Consider the following 23,274-nt stretch of genomic DNA (forward strand, 5'->3'; position numbering starts at 1 on the left):
GCGGTCCTCGGTCCTGCCGGTGACCGGCGGTCGCACAGGCCCTTAGGCGTCCGGATTCGGTTGGGCGCGCTGGATCGCCTCGGCGATCCCCTTGATCCGCCGCAGCCGGGCGTCCCACGCCGTCCCCACCGAGGCCAACTGGTCCGCCGCCCGGGCGAGTTGGGCGTCGTCCACCCGGTACCGCTTCTCCCGGCCGGCCGGCGTGGCCCGGACCAGCCCGACCCGGTCGAGGACGCCCAGGTGCTTGGCCACCGCCTGCCGGGTGACCGGCAGCCGCTGGCTCAGCGTGGTGGCCGTGCCGCCGCCATCGACGAGCAGCAGGTCGAGCATCCGGCGCCGGGTCGGGTCGCCGATCGCCGACCAGAGGTCGTCATCGACCGTCCCGGGGGTCACGGCCGCGCCTCGAGCTTCGCGGCGTACGGCGCGAGCCGCGGCAGGTAGAAGTCCCAGCCGGTGGCGTGCTCCCGGTACTGCTGCTCCAGGAGGGCGACCTCCCAGCCCATCTCCCGGAAGCCGCTCTCGGTCATCTTGAGCAGCGTCCCGCCGCCGGACGGGGTGAGGTCGAAGGTGACCAGCAGCGAGTTGCCCGCGGCCGCGACCTGATCGGCCGGGTGGGTCCAGCGGAACGCGAACGTCCGCGGCGGCCGGGCGTCGACCACGGTGAAGGCCACCACCGTCCCGCCGGCGTCACGCTCGCCGAAGACGATCTCCCCGGCCGACCCGGGCGTCGGGTCGTAGCTGGCGTCGTCCGGCCACCACTGCTTGAGGTGCTCCGGACTGCTCACCACGTCGAAGACGATTTCCGGCGACGCCTCGATGTAGACCTCGCGCTCGATGGTGCCGAACTCCACGGGACCCTCCTGCAACCTTTGGTTGCAGAGAGGCTACCCCGGGACTCGACCCGACCGCAACCAGGAGTTGCGAAACGCCGTCAGTCCGCACGGTCGCCCAGCCGTTTGATCACCACCGCGGCCGCGGCGCCGGCCACGGCCACGGTGGCCGCCCCGGCCGCGGCGAGCCCGACCTTCACCCCGCCGGCCGCGCCGCCGTCACCGGTTCTCGGCGCGCCCGCCGGCAGCACGTCGATGGGCCGCATCATCTCGTTGTCCTCGTGCTCCACGATGTGGCAGTGCCAGACGTACCGGCCGGGGTTGGCGAACCGCGCCAGGATCCGGGTGATCTCGTTCGGGTACGCGAGGATCGTGTCGATCAGCCCGAGTTCCTGCGGGGCCGGCGGGGTGGTGCCGTCGGGGCCGCGACCGATGAGCCGGAACTGCGTGTCGTGCAGGTGGATCGGGTGGGCGTCCGCCGTGGTGTTGTGGAACTCCCAGATCTCGTTCTCACCCATGGTCGCGATCTCGGTGACCGGCGCGTCCCACTCCAGCGGGACCGCCGTGCCGTTCTCGTCGACGATGCCGAGCAGCACCTCGACCGGCCCCACGTCGGGGTTCTCCTGCTCGAGCAGCGCCAGCTTGCGGGTCCGCACCGCCTGGCGCAGCGTGGGCACCGGAGGCAGGCTCAGGTGGTCCGGCGGGGCGCTGCGGTCGGTGCCCTGGCGGGCGCCGACCACGAACTTCAGCACCTGGCCGGTGGTCTGCGGGTTGGTCGGCTCGCCCGGATTGTCGTACCCGGACAGCGGCGCGTCCGGGCCCTCGTTCACCAGGTAGAGCTCCGTGCCCTCGGGGACGTTGCTGAAGTCCACGATGGCGTCCACCCGGTAGGCGTTGCCCATCACCAGCTTCTCCACCCGGACCGGGTCCGGCAGGAAGCTGTTGCGGGTGCCGATCTGCCAGAACGGCAGCACCGGCTGGGCCGGCCGGGCGGTCGGGTTGGCCGCGATGGAGAGGATCAACGAGCGCGAGTTGCAGCCGTTGAGCAGCCGCAGCCGGTAGCGGCGCCGCTCCACGGGCAGCACCGGCCAGGTCGCGCCGTTCACCACCATCGTGTCGGAGAAGAACTCCGGGTTCCAGATCGGCGGCACGTCCGTGTACGGGATGTACGGCCCGGTGTACCCGTCGAAGAACGCGCGGCTCTCCGGATAGAACAGCGACCCGTCCGTCCGGAACGACCGGTCCTGGATGACCAGCGGGATCTCGTAATGCCCCGGCCCGGGCCGGCCGTCCCGCTGGGCGGCGGCGGTGGTGCCGGGCAGCGTCCCGGCCGGCAGGTCCGACGGGCCGCCGCGCAGGATGTACCCGCCGGCCAGCCCGGCGTAGATGTTGAGCCGGGTCATGCCCAGCACGTGGTCGTGGTACCAGAGGAACGCCGCCGGCTGCTCGTTCGGGTACTGGAAGGTGGCCGACCCGGGCCGCCAGCGGACGCCGTACCGGTCCGCGAACGCGGCCTGGAACCGGTCGTACCAGCTGCCCACCCGGGCGTACCCGCGCGGGATGTCGCAGGCCCGCGGCAGGTACCACGCCTCGGCATAGCCGTCGCTCTCCTGCTGGGTCAGCGCGCCGTGCAGGTGGGTGACCAGCGGCACCGGCCCGGTGTACGGACCGGGTGTGCTGGTGAAGGTCGGCGTCGAGTCCCGGCCCGCGATCCCGCCGGGCGGGTTCGCCCAGTGGATGGTCTGGTCCACCGCCAGCAGGTGCGGCAGGTACCGGCCGCGCCGGTCGACGAGGTCGTTGACCCAGTCCACCCGCACCGGCCGGCCATACCGCGCCTCGATGATCCGGCCCGGGAACCGGAAGGTGTCGGGATGGGACAGCGAGCCGTAGCCCCAGACGGTCGTCCTGGGCATCCCCTTGGGGAGCACCTGCTGGGCGAACTGCCGCATCGCGATCTGATACTCGTCGATGCCGCCGTGGCGACCGCTGACCGGCATGGGCGCCGTCAGCGGCAGCACCGTGACGTACTTGGGAATGGTGGTCGGGTCCAGCGGCGGCGCCTGCCCGCCGTCCGGCGGCCGCGGCCCGTGCCCGCCGCCCGGCGGCCGCGGTGGGCGACCGCCGGCCGGCGGTCGCGGCGGGTGGCCGCCGTCGGCCGCCAGCGCGGCCGGGCCGCCGAGCAGGATGCCGGCGCCGCCGGCGGCGCCGGCGGCAAGCAGGGTACGGCGGTCCATGGTCTCGCCACCTCTCCGGACGGATTCGTCATCGAGAGCAGTAGACAAGACCTTTCACGTGTTATGTACGCTATCTACACTCTTCACCCTTTCGGGAAGTTCGCCCCCATCGCCCCCCGGCCGGGGGGAAGGAAGGGCCCCTTCTTATCGCTTTTTGTATAGGAAGGGGCCCTTCCTAACCGGTGGCGGTGGGCGGTTGGGGTGGGGCGGTAGGTGTGCGGCGGTAGGAGTGCGGCGGTTGGGGTGGGGCGGTCGGGGCCGGGGTGACGGGTGAGTCCGGCCACGATCCGGGCGCCGGCCTGGGCGACCGGCCCACCGCCGGCACACGATGGATCTATGCCCCCCTCGCTCACCACCGTCGGCCCGACCCTGCCCGTCGAACCCGCGCGCCGGTCCGCGCTGCTGGTCTGGGGCGTGGCGCTGAGCGCGTACGTCGCCGCGGTGTTCCACCGCAGCTCGCTCGGGGTGGCCGGGGTGGCCGCGGCGGACCGGTTCCACATCGATCCGGCGGTGCTGGCCACCTTCTCGGTGGCGCAGCTGGCGGTGTACGCGGTCATGCAGATCCCGGTGGGCGTGCTGCTGGACCGGTTCGGCTCGCGCCGGCTGCTGCTGGCCGGCGGCGCGCTCATGGCGGCCGGGCAGCTGGTATTCGCGCTGGCCACCGACGTCCGGCTGGCGGTGCTGGCCCGGATCCTGGTCGGGCTGGGCGACGCCATGACGTTCATCAGCGTGCTGCGGGTGGTCACGTTCTGGTTCCCGGGCCGGCGCAATCCGCTGATGGTGCAGCTCACCGGCACCCTCGGGCAGCTGGGCGCGGTGCTCGGCGCCGTACCCCTGGTGGCGTTGCTGCACCACGCGGGCTGGACGCCCACCTTCCTGGCCGCGGCCGCGCTCGGGGCGACGGTCCTCACGATGGTCCTCGCCGCCGTGCGGGACACCCCCGACCCGCTGCCGGTCGCGGCCACCGCCGGGGTCCCGGCCGCGGACGCGCCGGCCGCCGAGGTGGCCACCGGTCTGGATCGGGTACGCCGGCAGCTCACGGCCGCCTGGTCGCACCCGGGCACCCGGCTCGGGCTGTGGACCCACTTCGTCACGCAGTTCTCCGGGACGGTCTTCGCGCTGCTGTGGGGCTTCCCCTTCCTCGTACAGGGCCAGGGGCTGGCGCCGACGGCGGCGGCCGCGCTGCTCACCCTGATGACCGTGGCGGCGCTGGTCCTCGGGCCGCTGATCGCGCACCTGTGCGCCCGTCACCCGTTCCACCGTTCGGTGCTGGTGCTCACGGTCACCGCCACCAGCGCGCTGGTCTGGGCCGTGGTGCTGAGCTGGCCCGGCCGGGCGCCGACCCCGCTGCTGGTGGTGCTCGTGCTGGTGCTGGCGGCCAACGGTCCCGGCTCGGTCATCGGCTTCGACTACGCCCGGACGTTCAACCCGGTGAGCCGGATCGGCAGCGCCACCGGGATCGTCAACGTGGGTGGCTTCGTGGCCTCGATCCTGCTCATCCTCGGCGTCGGCCTCGTGCTCGACCTCGGTACGCCCGCGGGCCGGACACCGTCGCTGGACACCTTCCGCTGGGCCTTCGCGGCGCAGTACCTGCTGTGGGCGGTGGGCGCCGTGCAGGTCGTGCGGTACCGGAACGCCGCCCGGCGCCGGCTCGCGGCCGCGGCGACGCGCCCGGCCGTGCTGGCCCCGGTCGGCTGAGCGGAGACCCGGTCGGCGGGCCGGGGCTCAACCGCGGCCGAGCCCTGGCCGGCCCTCCTACGCGAGGCCGCGGCAACCGACGCGAGGCCCGGGGCCCGACGCGAGGCCCCGGGCCCGACCCGAGGCGCCGGGCCCGGTGCGAGGCCCCGGGCCCGACGCGAGGCCCCGGACCCGACGCGAGGCCCGGGCGGCCGAGCCGGGGGCCGGGCGCGGCCGACCCCGGTACGCCCGGCGGGCGGCGCGGTCGTCCTCAGGCGGCCGCGGTGGACCGGTCGGAGGACGGTCGCCAGTCGCCCGGCGGGTCCTCGCCGACGCGACCGTCCACCGCCTCGCGGAGCAGGTCGGCGTGTCCGGTGTGCCGGCCGTACTCCTCGATCAGGTCGCAGACCAGCCGGCGCAGGCTGGCGTGCTGGCCGTCCGGCGCGGTGACGTTGACGGGCTGGTCGAGGCCGCCGTCGGCCAGTGCCGCGCCGAGCCTGGTCCGGGACCGTTCGACGGCGGCATCCCAGAGCGCGTACAGCTGTTCCGGGGTGTCGTCGGCGGCCGACTGGAGCTCCCAGTCGTCGCTGCCGTCCCAGCCGAAGGACTTCCACGGCTCGCCCAACGGCTCCCCGCGGAGCTTGGTGGTGAAGTGGAAGTCCTCCACGGCCGCCAGGTGCTTGAGCAGCCCGCCGAGGGTGAGCGTGGAGGCGCCGATCCGGGTGTTCAGGCCGGCCGGGTCGAGGCCATCGGTCTTCCAGCGGAAGGTGGCGCGCAGCCGGTCGAGCGCGCCGAGCAGCTGCTCCGGCTCGGTGCCGGCGAACGGGGGTTCCCAGGGAGCGGGTTGCCAGGAGGTCATGGCGGCAACCGTAGGGCCGGTCCCGGACGATCCGCGTCCGGAACCGGCGCCGCGCGGCCGTCAGCTCACCGGGCGCGGCCGTCAGCCCGCCGGGCGCGGCGTCCGTCGGGAGCGGCCGTCAGCCCGCCGGGCGCGGCGTCCGTCGGGCGCCGTCAGCCCGCCGGGCCCGGCCGTCAGCCCGCCGGGCGCGGCGTCCGTCGGGAGCGGCCGTCAGCCCGCCGGGCGCAGGCGGACCCGGCGCAGCAGCTGGGCGTTGAGCGCCACCACGATGGTCGACACCGACATGAGCACGGCGCCGACCGCCGGGCTCAGCGTCACCCCGGCCCAGGCCAGCGCGCCGGCCGCCAGCGGGAGCGCCACCACGTTGTAGCCGGCGGCCCAGGCCAGGTTCTGGACCATCTTCCGGTAGGAGGCCCGGGACAGCCGGATCACCCCGGTCACCGCGCGGGGGTCCGACGAGGCGAGCACCACCCCGGCCGATTCGATCGCCACGTCCGTACCGGCGCCGATGGCGATGCCGACGTCGGCGCGGGCCAGCGCCGGCGCGTCGTTGACCCCGTCGCCGACCATCGCCACCCGCAGCCCGCGCCGCTGCAACTCCGCGACGGCGTCGTCCTTGTCGGCCGGCAGCACCTCGGCGTACACCTCGTCCTGGCCGGGGCGGAAACCGAGGTCGGCGGCGACCGCCTCGGCCACCGGACGGGCGTCCCCGGTGATCATCGCGATGGTCCGGACGCCCTCGGCGCGCAGCTCGGCGATGGCCCGGCGGGCCTCCGGGCGGACCTGATCGGCCAGGCCGAGGGCGCCGAGCACCGTGGGCGCGCCGTCGTCGAGGCGCAGCAGGTGCAGTACGGCCGCGCCGCGCCGGGACCACTCGGACTGCCGGTCGGTCAGCTCGTCCGGCGCCGCGACGCCGAGCTCCCGCAGCAGCGCGGGACCGCCGACGGCGTACCGGATGCCGTCGACCTCGGCGCGGACGCCGCGCCCGGCCAGCGGTTGGAAGCCGGTTGCCCGGCGGGAGGTCCCGCGCTGCTGCGCCGCCGACACGATGGCCCGGGCCAGCGGGTGCTCGCTGTCGGCCTCGACGGCGGCCGCGAGCGCCAGGACCTCGTCGTCGGCCGTGCCGTTCGCGCCGGCCACCGCGGTGAGCGCGTGCTCGCCCCGGGTCAGCGTGCCGGTCTTGTCGAACAGCACCGCGTCCACCCCGCGCATCCGCTCCAGCGCGAGCCGGTTCTTGACCAGGATGCCGCCCCTGGCCGCCACGGCCGTGGACAGCGCGATCACCAGCGGGATGGCCAGGCCCAGCGCGTGCGGGCAGGCGATCACCAGCACGGTGACGGTCCGCACGACCGCCTCGCCGAGACCGGCGACCACGGTCCAGGCCACCAGGGTCACCGCGGCGGTCGCGGTGGCCACATAGAACAACCAGGCCGCGAACCGGTCGGCGAGCGCCTGGGCCCGACCGCCCGCCTGCTGAGCCTCCGCCACCAGCCGCTGGATGCCGGCCAGCGCCGTGTCGGTGCCCACGGCGTCGACCCGGACCCGGATGGCCGCGTCGGTGGCCACCGTGCCGGCCACCACCCGGTCGCCGACGCCGCGGCCGACGGGACGGGACTCACCGGTAATCATGGATTCGTCCAGTGCGGCGGCGCCCTCGGCGATCGGGCCGTCGGCCGGAACCCGACCGCCCGGCCGGACCAACACCAGGTCGCCGACCCGCAGCTCGGCGACCGGCACCGGCCGTGCATGGCCGTCGGCGTCGAGCCGCTCGGCCTCGTCCGGCAGCAGCGCGGCCAGCGCCGACAGCGCGCCCTGGGCCTGACCGATCGCCTTCATCTCCTGCCAGTGCCCGAGCAGCATGATCGTGACCAGCGCGGCCAGCTCCCACCAGAAGTCCAGCTTGAACGCGCCCACCGCGGTGGCCAGCGAGGCCACGAAGGCCACCGTGATGGCCATGGCGATCAGCAGCATCATCCCGGGCGTCCGGGACCGCGCCTCGGCCACCGCGCCGGTCAGGAACGGCCAGCCGCCGTAGCCGAAGACCACGGTGCCGAGCACCGGACCGACCAGGTCCAACCCGGGAAAGTCCAGCCGGTAGCCGAACCAGTCCATCACCATGTGGCTGGTCAGCACGATGGGCACGGTCAGCAGCAGGCTCAGCCAGAACCGGCCACGGAATGCCTCGGGGTCATGGGACATCTCATCGCCTCCTCGGCGCCCACCATACCCCCTAGGGGTATTTAAGGCGGGTGATCCGGGCAACGCCCGTCGCCGCCGTGCCGGTACGTCGATGTTCCTCGACACTGGAGAGGTGTTCGACTACGACGTACTGGTCCTCGGCTCGGGTCCGGGCGGCCAGAAGGCCGCCATCGCGGCCGCGAAGCTGGAACGCCGGGTGGCGGTGGTCGAGCGCCGCCACATGATCGGTGGGGTCTGCATCAACACCGGCACGATCCCCTCCAAGACGCTCCGGGAGGCCGTCCTCTACCTCACCGGGCTCAACCAGCGCGAGATGTACGGCCAGAGCTACCGCCTCAAGGAGGACATCACGGTCAGCGACCTGGCCGCCCGTACCCAGCACGTGGTGGGCCGCGAGATCGACGTGATCCGCAGCCAGTTCGCGCGCAACCGCGTCCACCTGCTGACCGGCAGCGCCCGGTTCACCGCGCCGCACACCGTGGAGATCACCGAAGACGCCGGGCGGGTCAGCACGGTGACCGCCGAAAAGATCATCGTGGCCACCGGCACCCGGCCGGCGCGCCCGGACAGCGTCGACTTCGACGACCGGACGATCATCGACTCCGACGGCATCATCAACCTGGAGAAGGTGCCCGGATCCATGGTGGTCGTCGGCGCCGGGGTGATCGGCATCGAGTACGCCTCGATGTTCGCCGCGCTCGGCACGAAGGTGACCGTGGTCGAGCGGCGGGAACGGATGCTGGAGTTCTGCGACCTGGAAATCATCGAGGCGCTCAAATACCATCTGCGCGACCTGGCCGTCACGTTCCGGTTCCGCGAGTCCGTGGCCTCGGTCGAGCGGCACGAGCGGGGCGCCGTGGCCGTGCTGGAAAGTGGCAAGCAGATCGCCGCCGACACGGTGATGTATTCCGCCGGCCGGCAGGGCACCGCCGGAGATCTCAGCCTCGACGCCATCGGGCTGACCGCCGATGCCCGCGGCCGGGTGCAGGTCGACGAGCACTACCGGACGGACGTCGACTACGTGTACGCCGTCGGCGACGTGATCGGTTTCCCGGCGCTCGCCTCGACCTCCATGGAGCAGGGCCGGCTGGCCGCCCACCACGCCTGCGCCGAACCGGTCCGCGAGATGCAGGCGGTCCAGCCGATCGGCATCTACACGATCCCGGAGATCAGCTTCGTGGGCCGCACCGAGGACGAGCTCACCGACGAGCGGGTCCCGTTCGAGGTGGGCATCGCCCGCTACCGGGAACTGGCCCGCGGGCAGATCATCGGCGACTCGTACGGGATGCTCAAGATCCTTGTCTCCCCTTCCGACGGCCGACTGCTCGGCGTCCACGTGTTCGGCACCGGCGCCACCGAGTTGGTCCACATCGGGCAGACCGTGATGGGTTGCGGAGGCACCGTCGACTACCTGGTGGACGCGGTGTTCAACTACCCGACCCTGGCCGAGTCGTACAAGGTGGCCGCCCTGGACGCGATGAACAAGATGCGGCACATCGCCCGGCTACACGGCTGAGCGCGAACTCGTAGCCCCTGCCCCCACCCCCGCCCCCACCCCCGCCCGCCCCGCCCCTCCCCCACGCCGCAGGCGCGATCGGTGACGTATACGCCAGCTACCTCAACCGGGCCGGTTGAGGTGGCTGGCGTATACGTCACGGGCGGACCAACGCGCGTCAGGTCACGTCCAGGTCGGAGTAGCGCGCCAGCGTCGCGTGGGCCCGGCGCACCTGGCTCACCGGGCCCGAGGGCAGCAGGTCGGGCAGGAACCCGTACCGGATGGCGAGTTCCCGGGCCAGCGGGTCGCCGGCCGCGCCGCGCTCGACGGTGCCCCGCCACCAGTCGACCAGGTCACCCCAGCCGGGCGCGGCCAGCGAGCCGCCGAAGTGCTGCACCGCGAGGCCGGCGCAGAGACCGGCCAGCAGCAGCCGTTCGCGCAGCGGCCAGCCGGCGATCGTGCCAAGCACCAGGCCCGCGCCGAAGACGTCCCCGGCGCCGGTCGGGTCCAGCGCCATGATCGGCAGCGGGGGTACGCGTTCCTCCTCGCCGGTGCTGGCGTCGATCGCCATGGCCCCCTCGGCGCCGAGGGTCACCACCGCCAGCGGCACCCAGCCGGCAATCCGGCGCAGCGCCGCCTCCGGCGTGCCGGTGTGGGTGTACGACATCGCCTCCGGCGCGTTGGGCATGAAGGCGTGGCAGCCGGCGAGATGCTCGGCCAGCACCTGGTTCCAGGTGCCCGACGGGTCCCAGCCGACGTCGGCGAAGACCAGGGCGCCCCCGTCCCGCGCGGCGCGGGCCCAGCCGGGCAGCTCGACGCCGCCGTTCACGTCGCCGAGGCTGGCCACCACGGCCCGGGACCGCGGCGGAACGCCCACCATCTCGTCCACCGGCACCGGCAGGTCGTGGCCGTGCGTCACCATGCTGCGGTCCCGGTCGACCGCCATCGAGACGGTGACCGGGGTGTGCCAGCCGGGGAACCGCTGCGACCGGGACAGGTCCACCCCCTCCTGCCGGAGCGTGCGCCAGCAGAAGTCGCCGTACGCGTCGTCGCCGAAGCCGGCGGCCAGGCTCGTACGCAGGCCCAGCCGGGCGGCGCCGACCGCCAGGTTGGCGATGCCGCCCGGGGCCGAGCCCATGCCGGTCGCCCACACCTCGGTGCCGGCCGCCGGCACGGCGGGCAGCCCGGTGAAGACGATGTCGAGGAACACGGTCGCCGACATGAACACGTCCATGGCGGTGGGATCGTCCCGCCGGAGACCGGCCAGCGGGTCCCAGCGCGGCTTGTCCCCCTCGGCGTGCCCGCGGTCCCGGCCGGACTGGTCCCGCGCGGCGTCCCCGCCCTCCGGGCCGGGCCGGTCCCGCGCGGCGTCCCCGCCATGCGGGCCGGGCCGGTCCCGCGCGGCGTCCCCGCCCTCCGGGCCGGCCTGGTCCCGCGCGGCGCGGCCGCGGTCCGCGGCTCCGGGTCCTGCCGTGCTCACTCTCGCTCACTTTCGGATCGGTCGGTCGCGGTAACGGTTTCCGGCAATTGTCTGTGCATGGTGCCCCTGCCAGGCAAGCTCGACAACCCGGCCGGTGCTAGCTTCGAGGCCGTGATGCGTGTGGGCGATCGGGCCGCAGCGTGATACTCACCATTTTGGGCGGCGGCGGCTTCCGGGTGCCGCTCGTCTACCGGCAACTGCTCACCCAGGACCGGGGGCCGGACGTCCGCGAGGTGGTGCTGTACGACCCGGACAGCGGCCGGCTCGACGCGATCGTCGCGGTCCTGACCCAGCTGGCCGTCGGGCACCCGGACGCGCCCCGGGTACGCCCGACCACCGACCTGGACGACGCGCTGGCCGGCGCCGACTTCGTGTTCTCGGCCATCCGGGTGGCCGGCCTCGCCGGACGCACCGTGGACGAACGGGTCGCGCTCGAACTCGACGTACTCGGCCAGGAGACGACCGGGCCGGGCGGCCTCGCGTACGCGCTGCGGACCGTGCCGGTCTGCCTGGACATCGCCGACCGGGTGGCCCGGCTCGCCCCGGCGGCCTGGGTCATCAACTTCACCAACCCCGCCGGGCTGGTGACCGAGGCGATGCGGCGCCGGCTCGGTGACCGGGTCGTCGGGATCTGCGACTCCCCCGTCGGGCTGGGCGACCGGGCGGCCCGGGCGCTGGGCGAGGACCCGGCCCGGGTGGCCCTGGACTACGTCGGGCTCAACCACCTCGGTTGGCTGCGGGCGCTCCGGGTGGACGGGGTGGACCGGCTGCCCGAACTGCTGGCCAACGACGCCGCCCTGGGTGAGCTGGAGGAGGCGCGCCTGCTGGGGCCGGACTGGGTCCGCTCGCTGGGCGTCATCCCCAACGAGTACCTCTACTACTACTACTTCACCCGGGAGGCGGTGGCCGCGATCCAATCGGCCGGGACGACCCGCGGCGAGTACCTGCGCCGGCAGCAGGAGCGCTTCTACGCGGAGGTGTCCCGCCGGCCCGACGCCGCCCTGCAGCTATGGGACCGGACCCGGGCCGACCGCGAGTCGACGTACCTGGCCGAGGGCCGGCAGAGCAGCGGGGCCGGGGAACGGCGGCCGCAGGACGTCGCCGGCGGCGGCTACCAGCAGGTGGCGCTCGACCTGATGACCGCCCTCGGCGGCGGCGGGGCCGGCACGATGATCCTCAACGTCCGGAACGGGAGCGCCGTGCCGGGGCTGCCCCCGGACGCCGTGGTCGAGGTGCCCTGCGTGGTGGATGCGGCCGGCGCCCGGCCGGTGGCCACGGAACCGCTGGCCGGCCACATGCTCGGGCTCGTCCAGCAGGTCAAGGCCGTCGAGCAGCTGACCATCGAGGCCGCCGTGACCGGTTCGGCGGCGCTCGCCATACGGGCCCTGGCGCTGCACCCGCTGGTCGACTCGGTGAACACCGCCCGCCGGCTGCTGGCCGGCTACCGCGAGCGGCTGCCCGGCCTGGCCGACCTGCTCCACTAACCCCCACGTCCGCGCAACCGACCCCGCCCACCGGCGTCGATCATGAAGTTGGCGGGCGACTTTATGATCAAATCGCCCGCCAACTTCATGATCAGCCCGGACGCGATCCCGGTGGGAAGCCGGGGGCCGGGGGCGCGGGGTGGGGGTTCAGGCCGCGGCGGAGGCGGCGGGCAGCCAGAGCTGGTCGATGGCGTGCTCGGCGGCCGCGAGGCTCTGCTCGGCGAGCGGCACCAGCGCGGCCATGGCGGGGTTCACCGGGGCGAGCGTCAGCTCGGCGGTGATGAACTGCGGCCGGAGGCCGGTCATGGACAGGCCGTGCGGCAGCCACGGTTCGGCGTGGTCCCAGCCGGCGCGCGGGGTGTCCGCGCCGTACCCGCCGCCCCGGCTGGCCAGCACGATGAACTGCCGGTCACCGAGCAGGCCGGTCCCGCTCGCCGGGTCGTACGCCGCCCCGGGCGTGATGAGGTGGTCGACCCAGGCCTTGACGCTGCTCGGGGCGCCGAAGTTGTAGAGCGGCAGACCCAGCAGGACCGTGTCGGCCCGCTTCACCTCGTCGACCAGCCGGGCGCTGAGCTCCCAGGACGCCCGCTGCTCCGCGGTGTGCCGATCGGGCGGGGTCATCCGGGCCAGGCCGCCGGCGGCGTCCAGGTGCGGCAGCGGCTCGGCGCCAAGATCGCGGTACGTGATCGTGCCGCCGGGGTGGGCGCGCCGCCACGCCGCGGCGGCGCGGGCGGTGAGCCGGCGGCTGACCGAGCGCTCCCCCTGGATGCTCGAGTCGATGTGCAGCAAATGCGGCATGGCTTGTCTCCTCATAATGATTAGTGCTGCGCTAATCGTTTATAGCATGCCGGTAGCGGGGCCTGCGGGTATCCTTGGTCACGTGCCCGCCGTACCGGTTGACCAGCCGGAGCGCCGCTCGGGGCCGTTGCTCGACCACCTGGCCCGGCGGTTGCGGCTGCGCGCCGAGACGGCGCTGGCGCCGCTCGGGCTGCGGCCCCGCCACCTCGTGGCCCTCACCCTGCTCCGGGATCGGGGCGGGATCGGCCAGCAGGCGCTCGCCCAGCTTCTCGAGATGGACGGCACCAACATCGTCGGCCTGCTCAACGACCTGGAGACCGCGCAGCTGGTCCGGCGGCGACGCTCCCCGGACGACCGGCGCCGGCACGTGGTCGAGCTGACCGCGACCGGGCAGGCGCGGCTCGCCGAGGCCGAGTGCACGCTGGCCGAGGCGGAGGACGAGGTGCTCGGCTGCCTCGACGACCGGCAGCGCGAGACGCTCTACGACCTGCTCCGCCAGGCCACCAAGGGCGCTGCCGTGCCCTGCATCGAGGACACGACCACCCCGCCGCCGACCTGCTGACCCGTCTCTTCGGGACGGATCAGGGGCGGTAGCGGTAGCCCATGCCGGGCTCGGTGATCAGGTGGCGCGGGCGGGCCGGGTCGTCCTCGAGCTTGCGGCGCAACTGGGCCAGATATTGGCGCAGATAGTTGGTCTCGTTCTGGTACTCCGGTCCCCACACCTCGTGCAGCAGCTGGCGCTGACTGATCAGCTTGCCCGGATTCCGGAGCAGCCTCTCCAGCACCGCCCACTGGGTGGGCGTGAGCCTGACCTCGACGCCGTCGTCCCGCAGCACCGTACGGTCGGCCAGGTCGATCATGTGCCGACCGATGCGGGCCGTCGATCCCCCGGGAACGCCGGCCTCGGCCGGGACCGCGAGCCGGCGGGTGACCGCGCGGATGCGGGCCAGCAACTCGTCCACCCCGAACGGTTTGGTGACGTAGTCGTCGGCCCCCGCGTCAAGGGCCGCGACCTTGTCCGCGCTGCCGGCCCGGCCGGAGAGCACGATGATCGGCACGCTGGTCCAGCCCCGCAGCCCGCGGATCACCTCGACGCCGTCCAGGTCGGGCAGGCCCAGGTCGAGCACCACCAGCTCGGGTGGATGGCCGGCCGCCGCCCGCAGCGCCGCCGCGCCGGTGGCGGCCACGTCCACGTCGTACCCCCGGGCCCGCAGGTTGATCCGCAGCGCGCGGAGGATCTGCGGCTCGTCGTCCACGACCAGGATGCGGATCATCCGGTCCCCCCGCCCGGCGGCGCCGCCGGCAACCGCAGCACCATGGTGAGGCCGCCGCCCGGCGTGGTCTCCGGGGTGATGCTGCCGCCCATGGCCTCGGCCAGCCCTCGGGACAGCGCCAGCCCGAGCCCCACCCCGGTCTGGTTGTCCCGGTCGCCCAGCCGCTGGAACGGCAGGAAGACGTGTTCCCACTGGTCCTCGGGGATGCCCGGACCGGTGTCGATCACCCGCAGCTCGACCCGACCGCCGTGGGCGCTCGCCGTGATCCGGGGCGGTTCGCCGGGCGGGCTGTGCCGCAGGGCGTTCGCCACCACATTCACCAGCACCCGCTCCAGCAGCCCCGGATCCGCCGTGACGGCCGGGAGATCGGCCGGGATGTCGGTGCGTACGTCGGCGGCGGCCGGCCCGATCTCGTCGAGTGCCCGCGGCACCGCGTCCTCCAGTCCGATCGGCGCGGCCCGTACCCCCAGCGCCCCGGCCTGCAACCGGCTCATGTCGAGCAGGTTGGCCACCAGCCGGCCGAGCCGGTCCAGCGACTCGTCGGCGGTAGCCAGCAGCTCGTCCCGGTCCTCGACGTCGAACTCGATGTCCGGGCTGCGCAGGCTGCTCACCGCCGCCTTGGCCGACGCCAGCGGCGTACGCAGGTCGTGGCTGACCGCCGCGAGCAGCGCCGTACGCATCCGGTCCGCCTCGGCCAGCGGACGGGCCGCGGCGGCCTCCTCGGCCAGCCGCTCCTGCCGCACCGCCACGGCGGCCTGCGCGGCGAACGCCTCGACGACCCGCCGGTCGGCCGCCTCCAGCCGCCGGCCGCAGAGCACCACGGTGATCCGGTCGTCGACCGGCACGTTCGTCTCGCCGGCGCTCGGGCTGCACGGCGGCTCGTCGCCGACGCTGGCCACCACCCGCCAGACGCCCTCCTCGCGGGCCCGGTCCGGCCGCCGCTGCGCCTCGGCGGCCAGCTCCAGGACGCTCACGGCACGTAGCCCGAAGGTTTCCCGCAGCCGGTCCAACAGGGCGTGCAGCGGGCGCTCGCCCCGCAACACACCGCCGGCCACGGTGGCCAGGGTCTGCGCGTCGGCCGAGGCCCGGGCCGCCTCCCGGGTGCGCCGGGCGGCCACGTCGACGACCCAGCTCACCGCGACGGCGACGGCCACGAAGACTCCGAGGGCGAGCAGGTTGTCCGCCTCGGCGATGGTCAGCGTGTGGAACGGCGGGGTGAAGAACCAGTTGAGCAGGAGCGATCCGCCGAGGGCCGCCAGCAGCGCCGGCCAGAGACCGCCGACCAGCGCCACCCCGACCACTCCGGCGAGGAAGAGCAGGATGTCGTTGGTGAGCGTCAGGTCGGGCAACAGCGCCAGCAGCGCGGTCAGCACCGGCATGCCCAGGACGGCCAGCCCGAAGCCGGCCAGCCGGCGCCGCCGGGACAGCGCCGCGGGCACCGCCGACCGCCGCCGGCCGCGCCCCACCTCGGGGTGGGTCACCAGGTGTACGTCGATGGCGCCGGACTGGGCCGCCGTGGTGACGCCCACCCCGGGCGAGAACAGCTGGGCGAACCGGCCGCGCCGGCTCGCCCCGAGGACCAGCTGGGTGGCGTTGACCCCGCGGGCGAAGTCCAGCAGGGCGGCGGGCACGTCCGCGCCGAGCACCTGGTGGTACGTCCCGCCGAGGCTCTCCACCAGCACCCGCTGCCGGGCCAGCCGGGCCGGATCGGCGCCGGCCAACCCGTCGCTGCGGGCCACGTGCACGGCGAGCAGGTCGGCACCCCTGCCCCGGGCGGCGATCCGGGCCGCCCGGCGAACGAGCGTGTCGCCCTCCGGCCCGCCGGTGAGCGCCACCACCACCCGTTCCCGGGCCTCCCAGGTGGCCGAGATGCCCTGCTGGGCCCGGTACGCGTCGAGCTGGTCGTCGACCTTGTCGGCGAGCCAGAGCAGGGCCAGCTCGCGCAGCGCCGTCAGGTTGCCGACCCGGAAGTAGTTGCCGAGCGCCGCATCGATCTTGTCGGGCCGGTAGATGTTGCCGTGTGCCATCCGGCGGCGCAGCGCCTCGGGCGTCATGTCGACCAGCTCGACCTGCTCGGCGGCCCGCACGATCTCGTCCGGCACGGTCTCCCGCTGCACCGTACCGGTGATCTGGGTGACCACGTCGTTGATCGATTCGAGGTGCTGGACGTTGACGGTGGTGAGCACCGTGATGCCCGCGTCCAGGAGTTCCTGGATGTCCTGCCACCGCTTGTCGTTGCGGGAGCCGGGCACGTTGGTGTGCGCCATCTCGTCGACGACCGCCACCTCGGGCCGGCGGGCCAGCACGGCGTCGAGATCCAGCTCGGTGAACTCCGCGCCCCGATAGGTCATGGCGCGCCGCGGCACCTGCGCCAGCTCGCCGATCATGGCGGCGGTGTGCTTCCGGCCGTGCGTCTCGACGAAGCCGATCACCACGTCGGTGCCGCGCTCGGCCCGCCGGTGCGCCTCCTCCAGCATCGCGTACGTCTTCCCGACCCCCGGCGCCGCCCCGAGATAGATCCGCAGCTCGCCCCGCACCCGTCCCTCCCTTCGAAGGAAGGGCCCCCTGTTATCGCCTTTTGTATAGCAGGGGACCCTTCCTAACCGGTCAGCCGCGCGGGAACTCGCGGTCCAGGGCCAGGTTGAGCTCCAGCACGTTCACCCCGGGGCCGCCCATGAAGCCGAGCGCCCGCCCGGTGGTGTGCGCGGCCACCAGCCGGCGGACGGCCGCCGGGTCCGCGCCGCGCTCCCGGGCCACCCGGGCCAGCTGGAGTTCGGCGTACGCCGGGCTGATCTGCGGGTCGAGGCCGCTGCCGCTCGCGGTGACCGCGTCGGCCGGCACGGCCGGCCGGTCCGGCGCGTCGCCCCGGATCGGGGTGACCAGGCCGCCCTCGGCGACGTAGTCCTCGCCCGGCTTGGCGAGTTCCACCCGGACCCCCTGGTAGGAGGCGAGGAACGGGGTGGCCGGGGCCGCCTGGTTGACGCTGACCACCCGGGTGACCGGGCCGGTCAGCCCGTGCGCGCGGAACACCGCCAGCACCGCGCCGACCCCGTCGGCCGTGCAGTACGGGCGGCGCCCGTCGACCCCCTCCAGCGCGCCGATGTCCCGGCTGCGCTCGCACACCTGGGTGAGCAGGCTCAGCCTGGCGTCGTCGGGGTTCGTCGCGAGGGTGTCGACCACGCTCTCCGGGCCGAGGTTGCTGGCCGCAGTGGACGTGGGGTCGTACCCGTCGCCGGCCGCCGAGGGCCGGCTCTGGAAGTACCAGGGCACGGGCCTGCCCTCGGCGTCGGTGAACGACTGGCCGATGAGGGCGCTGCCGACCTTTCTGCCGCCGGCCGTGACGATCGAGCCGTCGGCCCGGTGGTCGAGGCCGGGTAGCCGCCCGACGGCGACCAGCGCCAGCGGGTACGCCAGGCCGAGCAGCGCGGTCAGCACGAGCACGGCCCGCAGCGCCGCGAGATGTTGGGACAGCCAGGATGGGAGACGCATCACGAGATCCCCGGGATGAGCTGGATGAGCAGGTCGATGAGCTTGATGCCGATGAACGGCACGATGATGCCGCCGAGGCCGTAGACCCGGAGGTTGCGGCCGAGCAGCTTGGCTGCGCTGGCCGGCCGGTAGCGCACACCCCGCAGCGCGAGGGGGATGAGCGCCACGATCACGAGCGCGTTGAAGATCACCGCGGACAGGATGGCCGACTCCGGACTGGCCAGCCGCATGATGTTGAGCGTGTCCAGGCTCGGGTAGAGCCCGGCGAACATGGCCGGGATGATCGCGAAATACTTCGCGATGTCGTTGGCGATGGAGAACGTCGTCAGCGCGCCCCGGGTGATCAGCAGTTGCTTGCCGATCTCCACGATCTCGATCAACTTGGTGGGGTCCGAGTCGAGGTCGACCATGTTGCCGGCCTCCTTGGCGGCCGACGTGCCGGTGTTCATCGCCACCCCGACGTCGGCCTGGGCCAGCGCCGGGGCGTCGTTGGTGCCGTCTCCGGTCATCGCGACCAGCCGGCCGCCCTCCTGCTCCCGCTTGATCAGCGCGAGCTTGTCCTCGGGGGTGGCCTCGGCCAGGAAGTCGTCCACCCCGGCCTCGTCGGCGATGGCCTTGGCGGTACGCGGGTTGTCCCCGGTGATCATCACGGTCCGGATGCCCATCCGGCGCATCTCGGCGAACCGCTCGCGCATTCCGGACTTGACCACGTCCTTGAGGTGGATGACCCCGAGCGCCCGGGCCGGCTCGCCGTCGACGCGCTCGGCCACCACCAGCGGGGTGCCGCCGGTGCCGCTGATCGCGTCGACGAGCTCGCCGACATCACCGGTCGGGTGACCGCCGTTGTCGCGTACCCACTTCAGCACCGCGGCCGCGGCGCCCTTGCGGATGTGCCGGACCCCGCCGTCCACGCTCTCGGCGCCGATGTCCACGCCGCTCATCCGGGTCTGCGCGGTGAACGGCACGAACGTGGCGTGCGGGATGAACCCGGGTTCCCGCTCCCGCAGCCCGAAGGCGTTCTTGGCGAGCACCACCACCGAGCGGCCCTCGGGGGTCTCATCGGCCAGGCTGGACAGTTGGGCGGCGTCCGCCACCGTCTGTGCCTCGACCCCGGCCACCGGGAGGAACTCGGCGGCCTGGCGGTTGCCCAGGGTAATGGTGCCGGTCTTGTCCAGCAGCAGCGTGTTGACGTCGCCGGCCGCCTCCACGGCCCGACCGCTCATGGCCAGCACGTTGCGCTGCACTAGCCGGTCCATGCCAGCGATGCCGATGGCCGACAGCAGCGCCCCGATCGTGGTGGGGATGAGGCAGACCAGCAGGGAGACCAGGACGATGCCGGTGACCCCGCCGCCGGTGACGGCCCCGGTGTCCGGCGCGGCAGCCGAGTAACCCTTCGAGAAGATCGCCAGCGGCTGCAGGGTCACCACCGCCAGCAGGAAGATGATCGTGAGCGCGGCCAGCAGGATGTTCAGCGCGATCTCGTTCGGGGTCTTCTGCCGGTTGGCGCCCTCGACCAGCGCGATCATCCGGTCGATGAAGCTCTCTCCCGGCCTCTGCGTGATCTTGACGACGATGCGGTCGGAGAGCACCTTCGTCCCGCCGGTCACCGCGCTGCGGTCGCCGCCGGACTCCCGGATCACCGGGGCGGACTCGCCGGTGATGGCCGACTCGTCGACGCTGGCGATGCCCTCCACCACGTCCCCGTCGCCCGGGATGGTGCCCCCGGCCTCGACCAGGACGATGTCGCCCTGCTTGAGCTGGGGCGCCGGCACGGCCTCGTCCCGGTAGCTGCCCGCCGGGGCACCCGGCCGCCAACCGAGCAGCCGGGTGGCGATCGTGTCCTTCCTGGCCTGCCGCAGCGCGGCGGCCTGGGCCTTGCCCCGGCCCTCGGCGACCGCCTCGGCGAGGTTGGCAAAGACCACGGTGAGCCACAGCCAGATCGTGATCAGCCAGGCGAACACCGACGGGTCGGCCACGGCCAGCACGGTGGTGAACACCGCGCCCACCTCGACGATCAGCATCACCGGGTTGCGCCACATGGCGCGCGGGTCGAGCTTGCGCAGCGCGTCCGGCAGGGACCGGATCATGGTGTTCACACTCCTTCGGCCAGCGGGCCGAGCGCGAGGGCGGGCAGGAAGGTGAGGGCGACCAGGATCACCGTGACGCCGACGACCATCCCCACGAACAGCGGTCGGTGGGTCGGCAGGGTCCCCTCGGATGCCGGGGTCGGCTGCTGCCGGGCCAGCGAGCCGGCCAGGGCCAGCACGAAGATGATCGGCAGGAATCGCCCGATCAACATGCAGAGCCCGAGCGTCACGTTCCACCACGGCGTGTTGACGGTGATGCCGGCGAAGGCGGAGCCGTTGTTGTTGCTCGCCGAGGTGAACGCGTACAGCACCTCGGACAACCCGTGCGGGCCGACGTTGAGCGCGGTGGAGTTGTGGCCGGTGGCGAACGCCGCCGCCGTGCCGATCAGCACCAGGGCCGGGGTGACCAGGAAGTACATCGAGGCGAACTTGATCTCACGGCTGCCGATCTTCTTGCCGAGGTATTCCGGCGTGCGCCCGACCATCAGGCCGGCCACGAAGACCGTGATGACGGCGAGGATCAGCAGGCCGTACAGGCCGGAGCCGACGCCACCCGGCGCCACCTCGCCGAGCATCATGTTGCCGAGCGTCATCATGCCGCCGAGTGCCGTGAAGGAGTCGTGGAACGAGTTGACCGCACCGGTCGAGGTGAGCGTGGTGGCCGCCGCGAAGGTGGCCGAGTTCGACACGTCGAACCGGATCTCCTTGCCCTCCAGCGCGGCGCCAACCGCCCGCGGCACGGTGCCGCTGCCGGTCAGCTCGAAGACGTTGGTCAGCGCGACGCTGGCCAGCGCCAGGATCGCCATCACGGCGGCGATGGCGTACCCCTGCCGGTTCTGGCCCACCATCCGGCCGAACAGCCGGGGCAGGCTGAACGGGATGACCAGGATCAGGAAGATCTCGATCCAGTTGGTCCACGAGGTGGGGTTCTCGAACGGGTGGGCGCTGTTGGCGTTGTAGAAGCCACCGCCGTTGGTGCCGAGTTCCTTGATCGCTTCCTGGCTGGCCACCGGGCCGCCGGTGAGGTGCTGCGCGCCGCCGGTCAGCGTCGAGACGTCGGTGCCGCCGGAGAGGTTCTGCACGACGCCACCGAGCATCAGCGCGAGGGCGCCAAGCACCGCGATCGGCAGCAGGACGCGCAGGGCGATCCGGGTCAGATCGACCCAGAAGTTGCCCAGCTCGCCGGTGCGGCTGCGGGCGAAGCCGCGGACCAGCGCCACCGCCACCGCGATGCCCACGGCCGCCGAGACGAAGTTCTGCACCGCGAGACCGGCCATCTGCACCAGGTGGCCCATGGTGGATTCACCCGAGTACCACTGCCAGTTCGTGTTGGTCACGAACGAGACGGCCGTGTTCCAGGCGCCGTGCGGGACGACCCCGGCGAAGCCGAGGCTCAGCGGCAGGTGGTGCTGCAGTCGCTGGAAGGCGTAGAGGAACAGGATCGACACGGCCGAGAAGGCCAGCACGCCGCGGGCGTACACGCCCCAGGTCTGCTCCGCGGCCGGGTTGACGCCCACCAGGCGGTAGACGCCCCGCTCCACCCTGGACTGCCGGTCGCCGGACACCACCCGGTACAGGTAGTCCCCGAGCGGCCGGTACGCGGCGACCAGCGCCACCACCAGGGAGAGGATGAATACGATGCCGGCCGTTGTCGTGGTCATCAGAAGCGCTCCGGGAACAGCAGGGCCGCCACCAGGTAGGCGGCCAGCCCGATCGACAGCGCCAGGCCGACGATGTTGACGGCGCTCACAGCTTCTCCACGCCCCTCAGCACGAGGGTGAGCGCCCCGAACAGCGCCACCGTCAACAACACGAACACCACGTCAGACACGGCTGACTCCTCTTGAAGCGAAGGACCCCTACGACCGATTTCGGGTCGCGCCGCGAATCAAATCCCCTCGGGAGCCCGACTGACAGGGCCTATAACGCGACCGTGACGGGGACTCGGGTTTTCTTGACGCCGTTTTGACGCCGTCCGTCGATGGGGGCCCGCTGCGATCAGATCGGCTTGCAAACCGTACGTACGTATTGTTTAATCGGCGGCGTGCTCACCCGGCTGCTCCCCGCCCCCGGCACCCCCCGGATCCTCATGCTGGCCACCGGGGTGAACACCCTGGGCAACGGGGCGTACCTGACGACCAGCGCGCTCTTCCTCACCCGCGTGGTCGGGCTGAGCCCGGCCGAGGTGGCCCTCGGGCTGAGCGCGGCCGCCCTCGCCGGCGTCGCCCTCACCACCCCGATGGGCTACCTGGTGGACCGGCTGGGCCCTAAGCGGATGCAGCTCGGGTCGCTGCTGGTGGTGGCGGCCTGCTTCCTCGGGCTGACCCGGATCGCCGGCCTGTGGTCGTTCGCCGTGCTGGCCAGCGTCATCGCGGTGGGCGACGCCACCGTGAAAGCGTCGAACGGCGCGATGATCGCCTCGGCCGTGCCGCCCGCCGACCGGGTACGCACCCGCGCCTTCATCCGGTCCACCAACAACGCCGGGGTGGCGCTCGGCACCCTGGCCGGCGGGCTGCCCCTGCTGCTGGACAGCCGCGCCGGCTACCTCGCCGTGCTGCTCGGCAACGCGGCCACGTACCTGCTCGCGGCCGGCGTCGTCAGCCGGGCCCGCGCCACCGAGCCGGTGGCCAGGCCGCCGGCCGGATCCCGGCTGGCGGCCCTGGCCGACCGGCCGTTCCTGGCGTTCGTCCTGGTCGACGGCACGGTGGCGGCGCTGTTCAACGAGCTGTTGAGCCTGGCGCTGCCGCTGTGGCTGATCCGCTACACGCACGCCCCGGTCACGCTGGTCACGGCGGCGCTGCTGATCAACACGATCGGCTGCGTGACGCTGCAGGTCCGGGCCGCCCGCGGCACGGACACCGCCGTGGACGCGATCCCGGTGGCCCGGCGCGGCGCGTTCCTGGTGGCCGCCTCCTGCCTGCTGCTCGCTCTCACCGCCCACCGGCCGTCCTGGCTGGTGGGCACGCTCGTGCTGGCGGCCGCCACGGTGCACGTGCTGGGCGAGCTGTGGCTGTCCAGCTCCACCTTCGCGGTGATCTTCGACGTGGCGCCGGACTGGGCGCAGGGCCAGTACCAGGCCGCCTACCAGACCGGCCGGCAGGTCGGGAACATGATCGCGCCGCCGGTGCTCACCGCGCTGGTGATCGGGTACGGCGTACCGGGCTGGCTCGGGGTGGCCGGGCTGCTCGCCGCCGCCGGGCTGGCCTACCCGTACCTGATCCGGGCCGGCCTGCGCCGGCCGCGCCTCGTGGGGACCGGCGCAGCAGCGGCGCGGGTCGGCTGAGCCGAACCGCCCTACGACTCGCCGCGCCCGCAGCGACCACCGGCGGAACTCCCCGGTGTGCCGAGAACGGTGCCGACCGCATCGCC

The 23,274-nt window shown here is 73.4% G+C and carries 18 protein-coding genes; 5 read left to right on the top strand and 13 right to left on the bottom strand.

Annotated elements, in window-relative coordinates; translation table 11 throughout:
• Window positions 1-42: 42 nt before the first annotated feature.
• From ACFFHU_RS29690 to ACFFHU_RS29700, 3 genes are all read right to left on the bottom strand, one after another.
• Complete coding sequence (locus ACFFHU_RS29690; RefSeq protein WP_377343775.1) at window positions 43-393, bottom strand: ArsR/SmtB family transcription factor; 351 nt, start codon at window positions 391-393, stop codon at window positions 43-45.
• Entirely contained in the window at window positions 390-851 is a 462-nt protein-coding gene (locus ACFFHU_RS29695; RefSeq protein ID WP_377343777.1) for an SRPBCC family protein, read from the bottom strand. Before ACFFHU_RS29695 ends, ACFFHU_RS29690 begins: the two co-directional genes overlap by 4 nt.
• A gap of 80 nt (window positions 852-931) precedes the next feature.
• Complete coding sequence (locus ACFFHU_RS29700; RefSeq protein WP_377343779.1) at window positions 932-3,064, bottom strand: multicopper oxidase family protein; 2,133 nt, start codon at window positions 3,062-3,064, stop codon at window positions 932-934.
• 336 nt (window positions 3,065-3,400) lie between these two features.
• Between ACFFHU_RS29700 and ACFFHU_RS29705 the strand changes: the two genes are divergently transcribed.
• Complete coding sequence (locus tag ACFFHU_RS29705) at window positions 3,401-4,762, top strand: MFS transporter (RefSeq protein WP_377343781.1); 1,362 nt, start codon at window positions 3,401-3,403, stop codon at window positions 4,760-4,762.
• Window positions 4,763-5,012: 250 nt separating this feature from the next.
• Here the strand turns inward: ACFFHU_RS29705 and ACFFHU_RS29710 are convergent, their stop codons facing one another.
• Complete coding sequence (locus ACFFHU_RS29710) at window positions 5,013-5,600, bottom strand: DinB family protein (protein ID WP_377343783.1); 588 nt, start codon at window positions 5,598-5,600, stop codon at window positions 5,013-5,015.
• 210 nt (window positions 5,601-5,810) lie between these two features.
• A complete protein-coding gene (locus ACFFHU_RS29715; RefSeq protein ID WP_377343784.1) occupies window positions 5,811-7,799 on the bottom strand; it encodes a heavy metal translocating P-type ATPase in 1,989 nt (662 codons plus the stop codon).
• Window positions 7,800-7,890: 91 nt separating this feature from the next.
• On the opposite strand from ACFFHU_RS29715, the gene sthA reads away from it, so the two are divergent.
• The gene (gene sthA, locus ACFFHU_RS29720; RefSeq protein ID WP_377343785.1) at window positions 7,891-9,315 is read left to right on the top strand and encodes a Si-specific NAD(P)(+) transhydrogenase; all 1,425 of its coding nucleotides are present in this window, start codon (window positions 7,891-7,893) and stop codon (window positions 9,313-9,315) included.
• A gap of 157 nt (window positions 9,316-9,472) precedes the next feature.
• On the opposite strand, the gene ACFFHU_RS29725 is transcribed toward sthA, so the two are convergent.
• Window positions 9,473-10,774 (bottom strand): carbohydrate kinase family protein, encoded by a 1,302-nt coding sequence (locus tag ACFFHU_RS29725; RefSeq protein WP_377343786.1) that lies wholly within the window; start codon window positions 10,772-10,774, stop codon window positions 9,473-9,475.
• Window positions 10,775-10,914: 140 nt separating this feature from the next.
• On the opposite strand from ACFFHU_RS29725, the gene ACFFHU_RS29730 reads away from it, so the two are divergent.
• Complete coding sequence (locus tag ACFFHU_RS29730; RefSeq protein WP_377343787.1) at window positions 10,915-12,258, top strand: 6-phospho-beta-glucosidase; 1,344 nt, start codon at window positions 10,915-10,917, stop codon at window positions 12,256-12,258.
• Between the two features lie 147 nt (window positions 12,259-12,405).
• Here the strand turns inward: ACFFHU_RS29730 and ACFFHU_RS29735 are convergent, their stop codons facing one another.
• Complete coding sequence (locus ACFFHU_RS29735) at window positions 12,406-13,056, bottom strand: FMN-dependent NADH-azoreductase (protein WP_377343788.1); 651 nt, start codon at window positions 13,054-13,056, stop codon at window positions 12,406-12,408.
• A gap of 82 nt (window positions 13,057-13,138) precedes the next feature.
• Between ACFFHU_RS29735 and ACFFHU_RS29740 the strand changes: the two genes are divergently transcribed.
• Window positions 13,139-13,618, top strand: a complete 480-nt coding sequence (locus tag ACFFHU_RS29740) for a MarR family winged helix-turn-helix transcriptional regulator (RefSeq protein ID WP_377343789.1) — start codon at window positions 13,139-13,141, stop codon at window positions 13,616-13,618.
• Window positions 13,619-13,637: 19 nt separating this feature from the next.
• Here ACFFHU_RS29740 and ACFFHU_RS29745 read toward each other — a convergent pair whose 3' ends face one another.
• The 6 genes from ACFFHU_RS29745 to kdpF all read right to left on the bottom strand — a co-directional run bounded on the left by ACFFHU_RS29745 (window position 13,638) and on the right by kdpF (window position 21,656).
• Window positions 13,638-14,330 (bottom strand): response regulator, encoded by a 693-nt coding sequence (locus tag ACFFHU_RS29745; RefSeq protein WP_377343790.1) that lies wholly within the window; start codon window positions 14,328-14,330, stop codon window positions 13,638-13,640.
• Window positions 14,327-16,807, bottom strand: coding sequence for a sensor histidine kinase (locus ACFFHU_RS29750; protein ID WP_377344069.1), 2,481 nt, complete (start codon window positions 16,805-16,807; stop codon window positions 14,327-14,329). The genes ACFFHU_RS29745 and ACFFHU_RS29750 overlap by 4 nt, the downstream gene beginning before the upstream one ends.
• A 130-nt stretch (window positions 16,808-16,937) precedes the next feature.
• Window positions 16,938-17,819 carry a potassium-transporting ATPase subunit C gene (locus ACFFHU_RS29755; RefSeq protein ID WP_377343791.1) on the bottom strand — a complete coding sequence of 294 codons (882 nt, stop codon included), beginning with the start codon at window positions 17,817-17,819 and terminating at the stop codon, window positions 16,938-16,940.
• Entirely contained in the window at window positions 17,819-19,906 is a 2,088-nt protein-coding gene (gene kdpB / locus ACFFHU_RS29760) for a potassium-transporting ATPase subunit KdpB (protein ID WP_377343792.1), read from the bottom strand. The genes ACFFHU_RS29755 and kdpB overlap by 1 nt, the downstream gene beginning before the upstream one ends.
• A 5-nt stretch (window positions 19,907-19,911) precedes the next feature.
• The gene (gene kdpA, locus ACFFHU_RS29765; RefSeq protein WP_377343794.1) at window positions 19,912-21,567 is read right to left on the bottom strand and encodes a potassium-transporting ATPase subunit KdpA; all 1,656 of its coding nucleotides are present in this window, start codon (window positions 21,565-21,567) and stop codon (window positions 19,912-19,914) included.
• Entirely contained in the window at window positions 21,567-21,656 is a 90-nt protein-coding gene (kdpF, locus tag ACFFHU_RS29770; protein ID WP_377343795.1) for a K(+)-transporting ATPase subunit F, read from the bottom strand. Before kdpF ends, kdpA begins: the two co-directional genes overlap by 1 nt.
• Window positions 21,657-21,949: 293 nt before the next feature.
• Here kdpF and ACFFHU_RS29775 point away from each other — a divergent pair, with 293 nt between their 5' ends.
• Window positions 21,950-23,188, top strand: coding sequence for an MFS transporter (locus tag ACFFHU_RS29775; protein WP_377343796.1), 1,239 nt, complete (start codon window positions 21,950-21,952; stop codon window positions 23,186-23,188).
• Window positions 23,189-23,274: the final 86 nt, after the last annotated feature.

This window comes from Plantactinospora siamensis, from assembly GCF_042434095.1.
Taxonomy (GTDB): Bacteria; Actinomycetota; Actinomycetes; order Mycobacteriales; family Micromonosporaceae; genus KBS50.

Excerpts from the sequence above, each read along its gene's own strand:
- ACFFHU_RS29710 (WP_377343783.1), bottom strand. The coding sequence starts at position 5,600 with ATGACCTCCTGGCAACCCGCTCCCTGGGAACCCCCGTTCGCCGGCACC.
- ACFFHU_RS29750 (WP_377344069.1), bottom strand. The coding sequence starts at position 16,807 with ATGCTGGAGGAGGCGCACCGGCGGGCCGAGCGCGGCACCGACGTGGTG.
- ACFFHU_RS29715 (WP_377343784.1), bottom strand. The coding sequence starts at position 7,799 with ATGTCCCATGACCCCGAGGCATTCCGTGGCCGGTTCTGGCTGAGCCTG.
- ACFFHU_RS29755 (WP_377343791.1), bottom strand. The coding sequence starts at position 17,819 with ATGCGTCTCCCATCCTGGCTGTCCCAACATCTCGCGGCGCTGCGGGCC.
- kdpA (WP_377343794.1), bottom strand. The coding sequence starts at position 21,567 with ATGACCACGACAACGGCCGGCATCGTATTCATCCTCTCCCTGGTGGTG.
- ACFFHU_RS29745 (WP_377343790.1), bottom strand. The coding sequence starts at position 14,330 with ATGATCCGCATCCTGGTCGTGGACGACGAGCCGCAGATCCTCCGCGCG.
- sthA (WP_377343785.1), top strand. The coding sequence starts at position 7,891 with ATGTTCCTCGACACTGGAGAGGTGTTCGACTACGACGTACTGGTCCTC.
- ACFFHU_RS29735 (WP_377343788.1), bottom strand. The coding sequence starts at position 13,056 with ATGCCGCATTTGCTGCACATCGACTCGAGCATCCAGGGGGAGCGCTCG.
- kdpB (WP_377343792.1), bottom strand. The coding sequence starts at position 19,906 with ATGATCCGGTCCCTGCCGGACGCGCTGCGCAAGCTCGACCCGCGCGCC.
- ACFFHU_RS29700 (WP_377343779.1), bottom strand. The coding sequence starts at position 3,064 with ATGGACCGCCGTACCCTGCTTGCCGCCGGCGCCGCCGGCGGCGCCGGC.
- ACFFHU_RS29705 (WP_377343781.1), top strand. The coding sequence starts at position 3,401 with ATGCCCCCCTCGCTCACCACCGTCGGCCCGACCCTGCCCGTCGAACCC.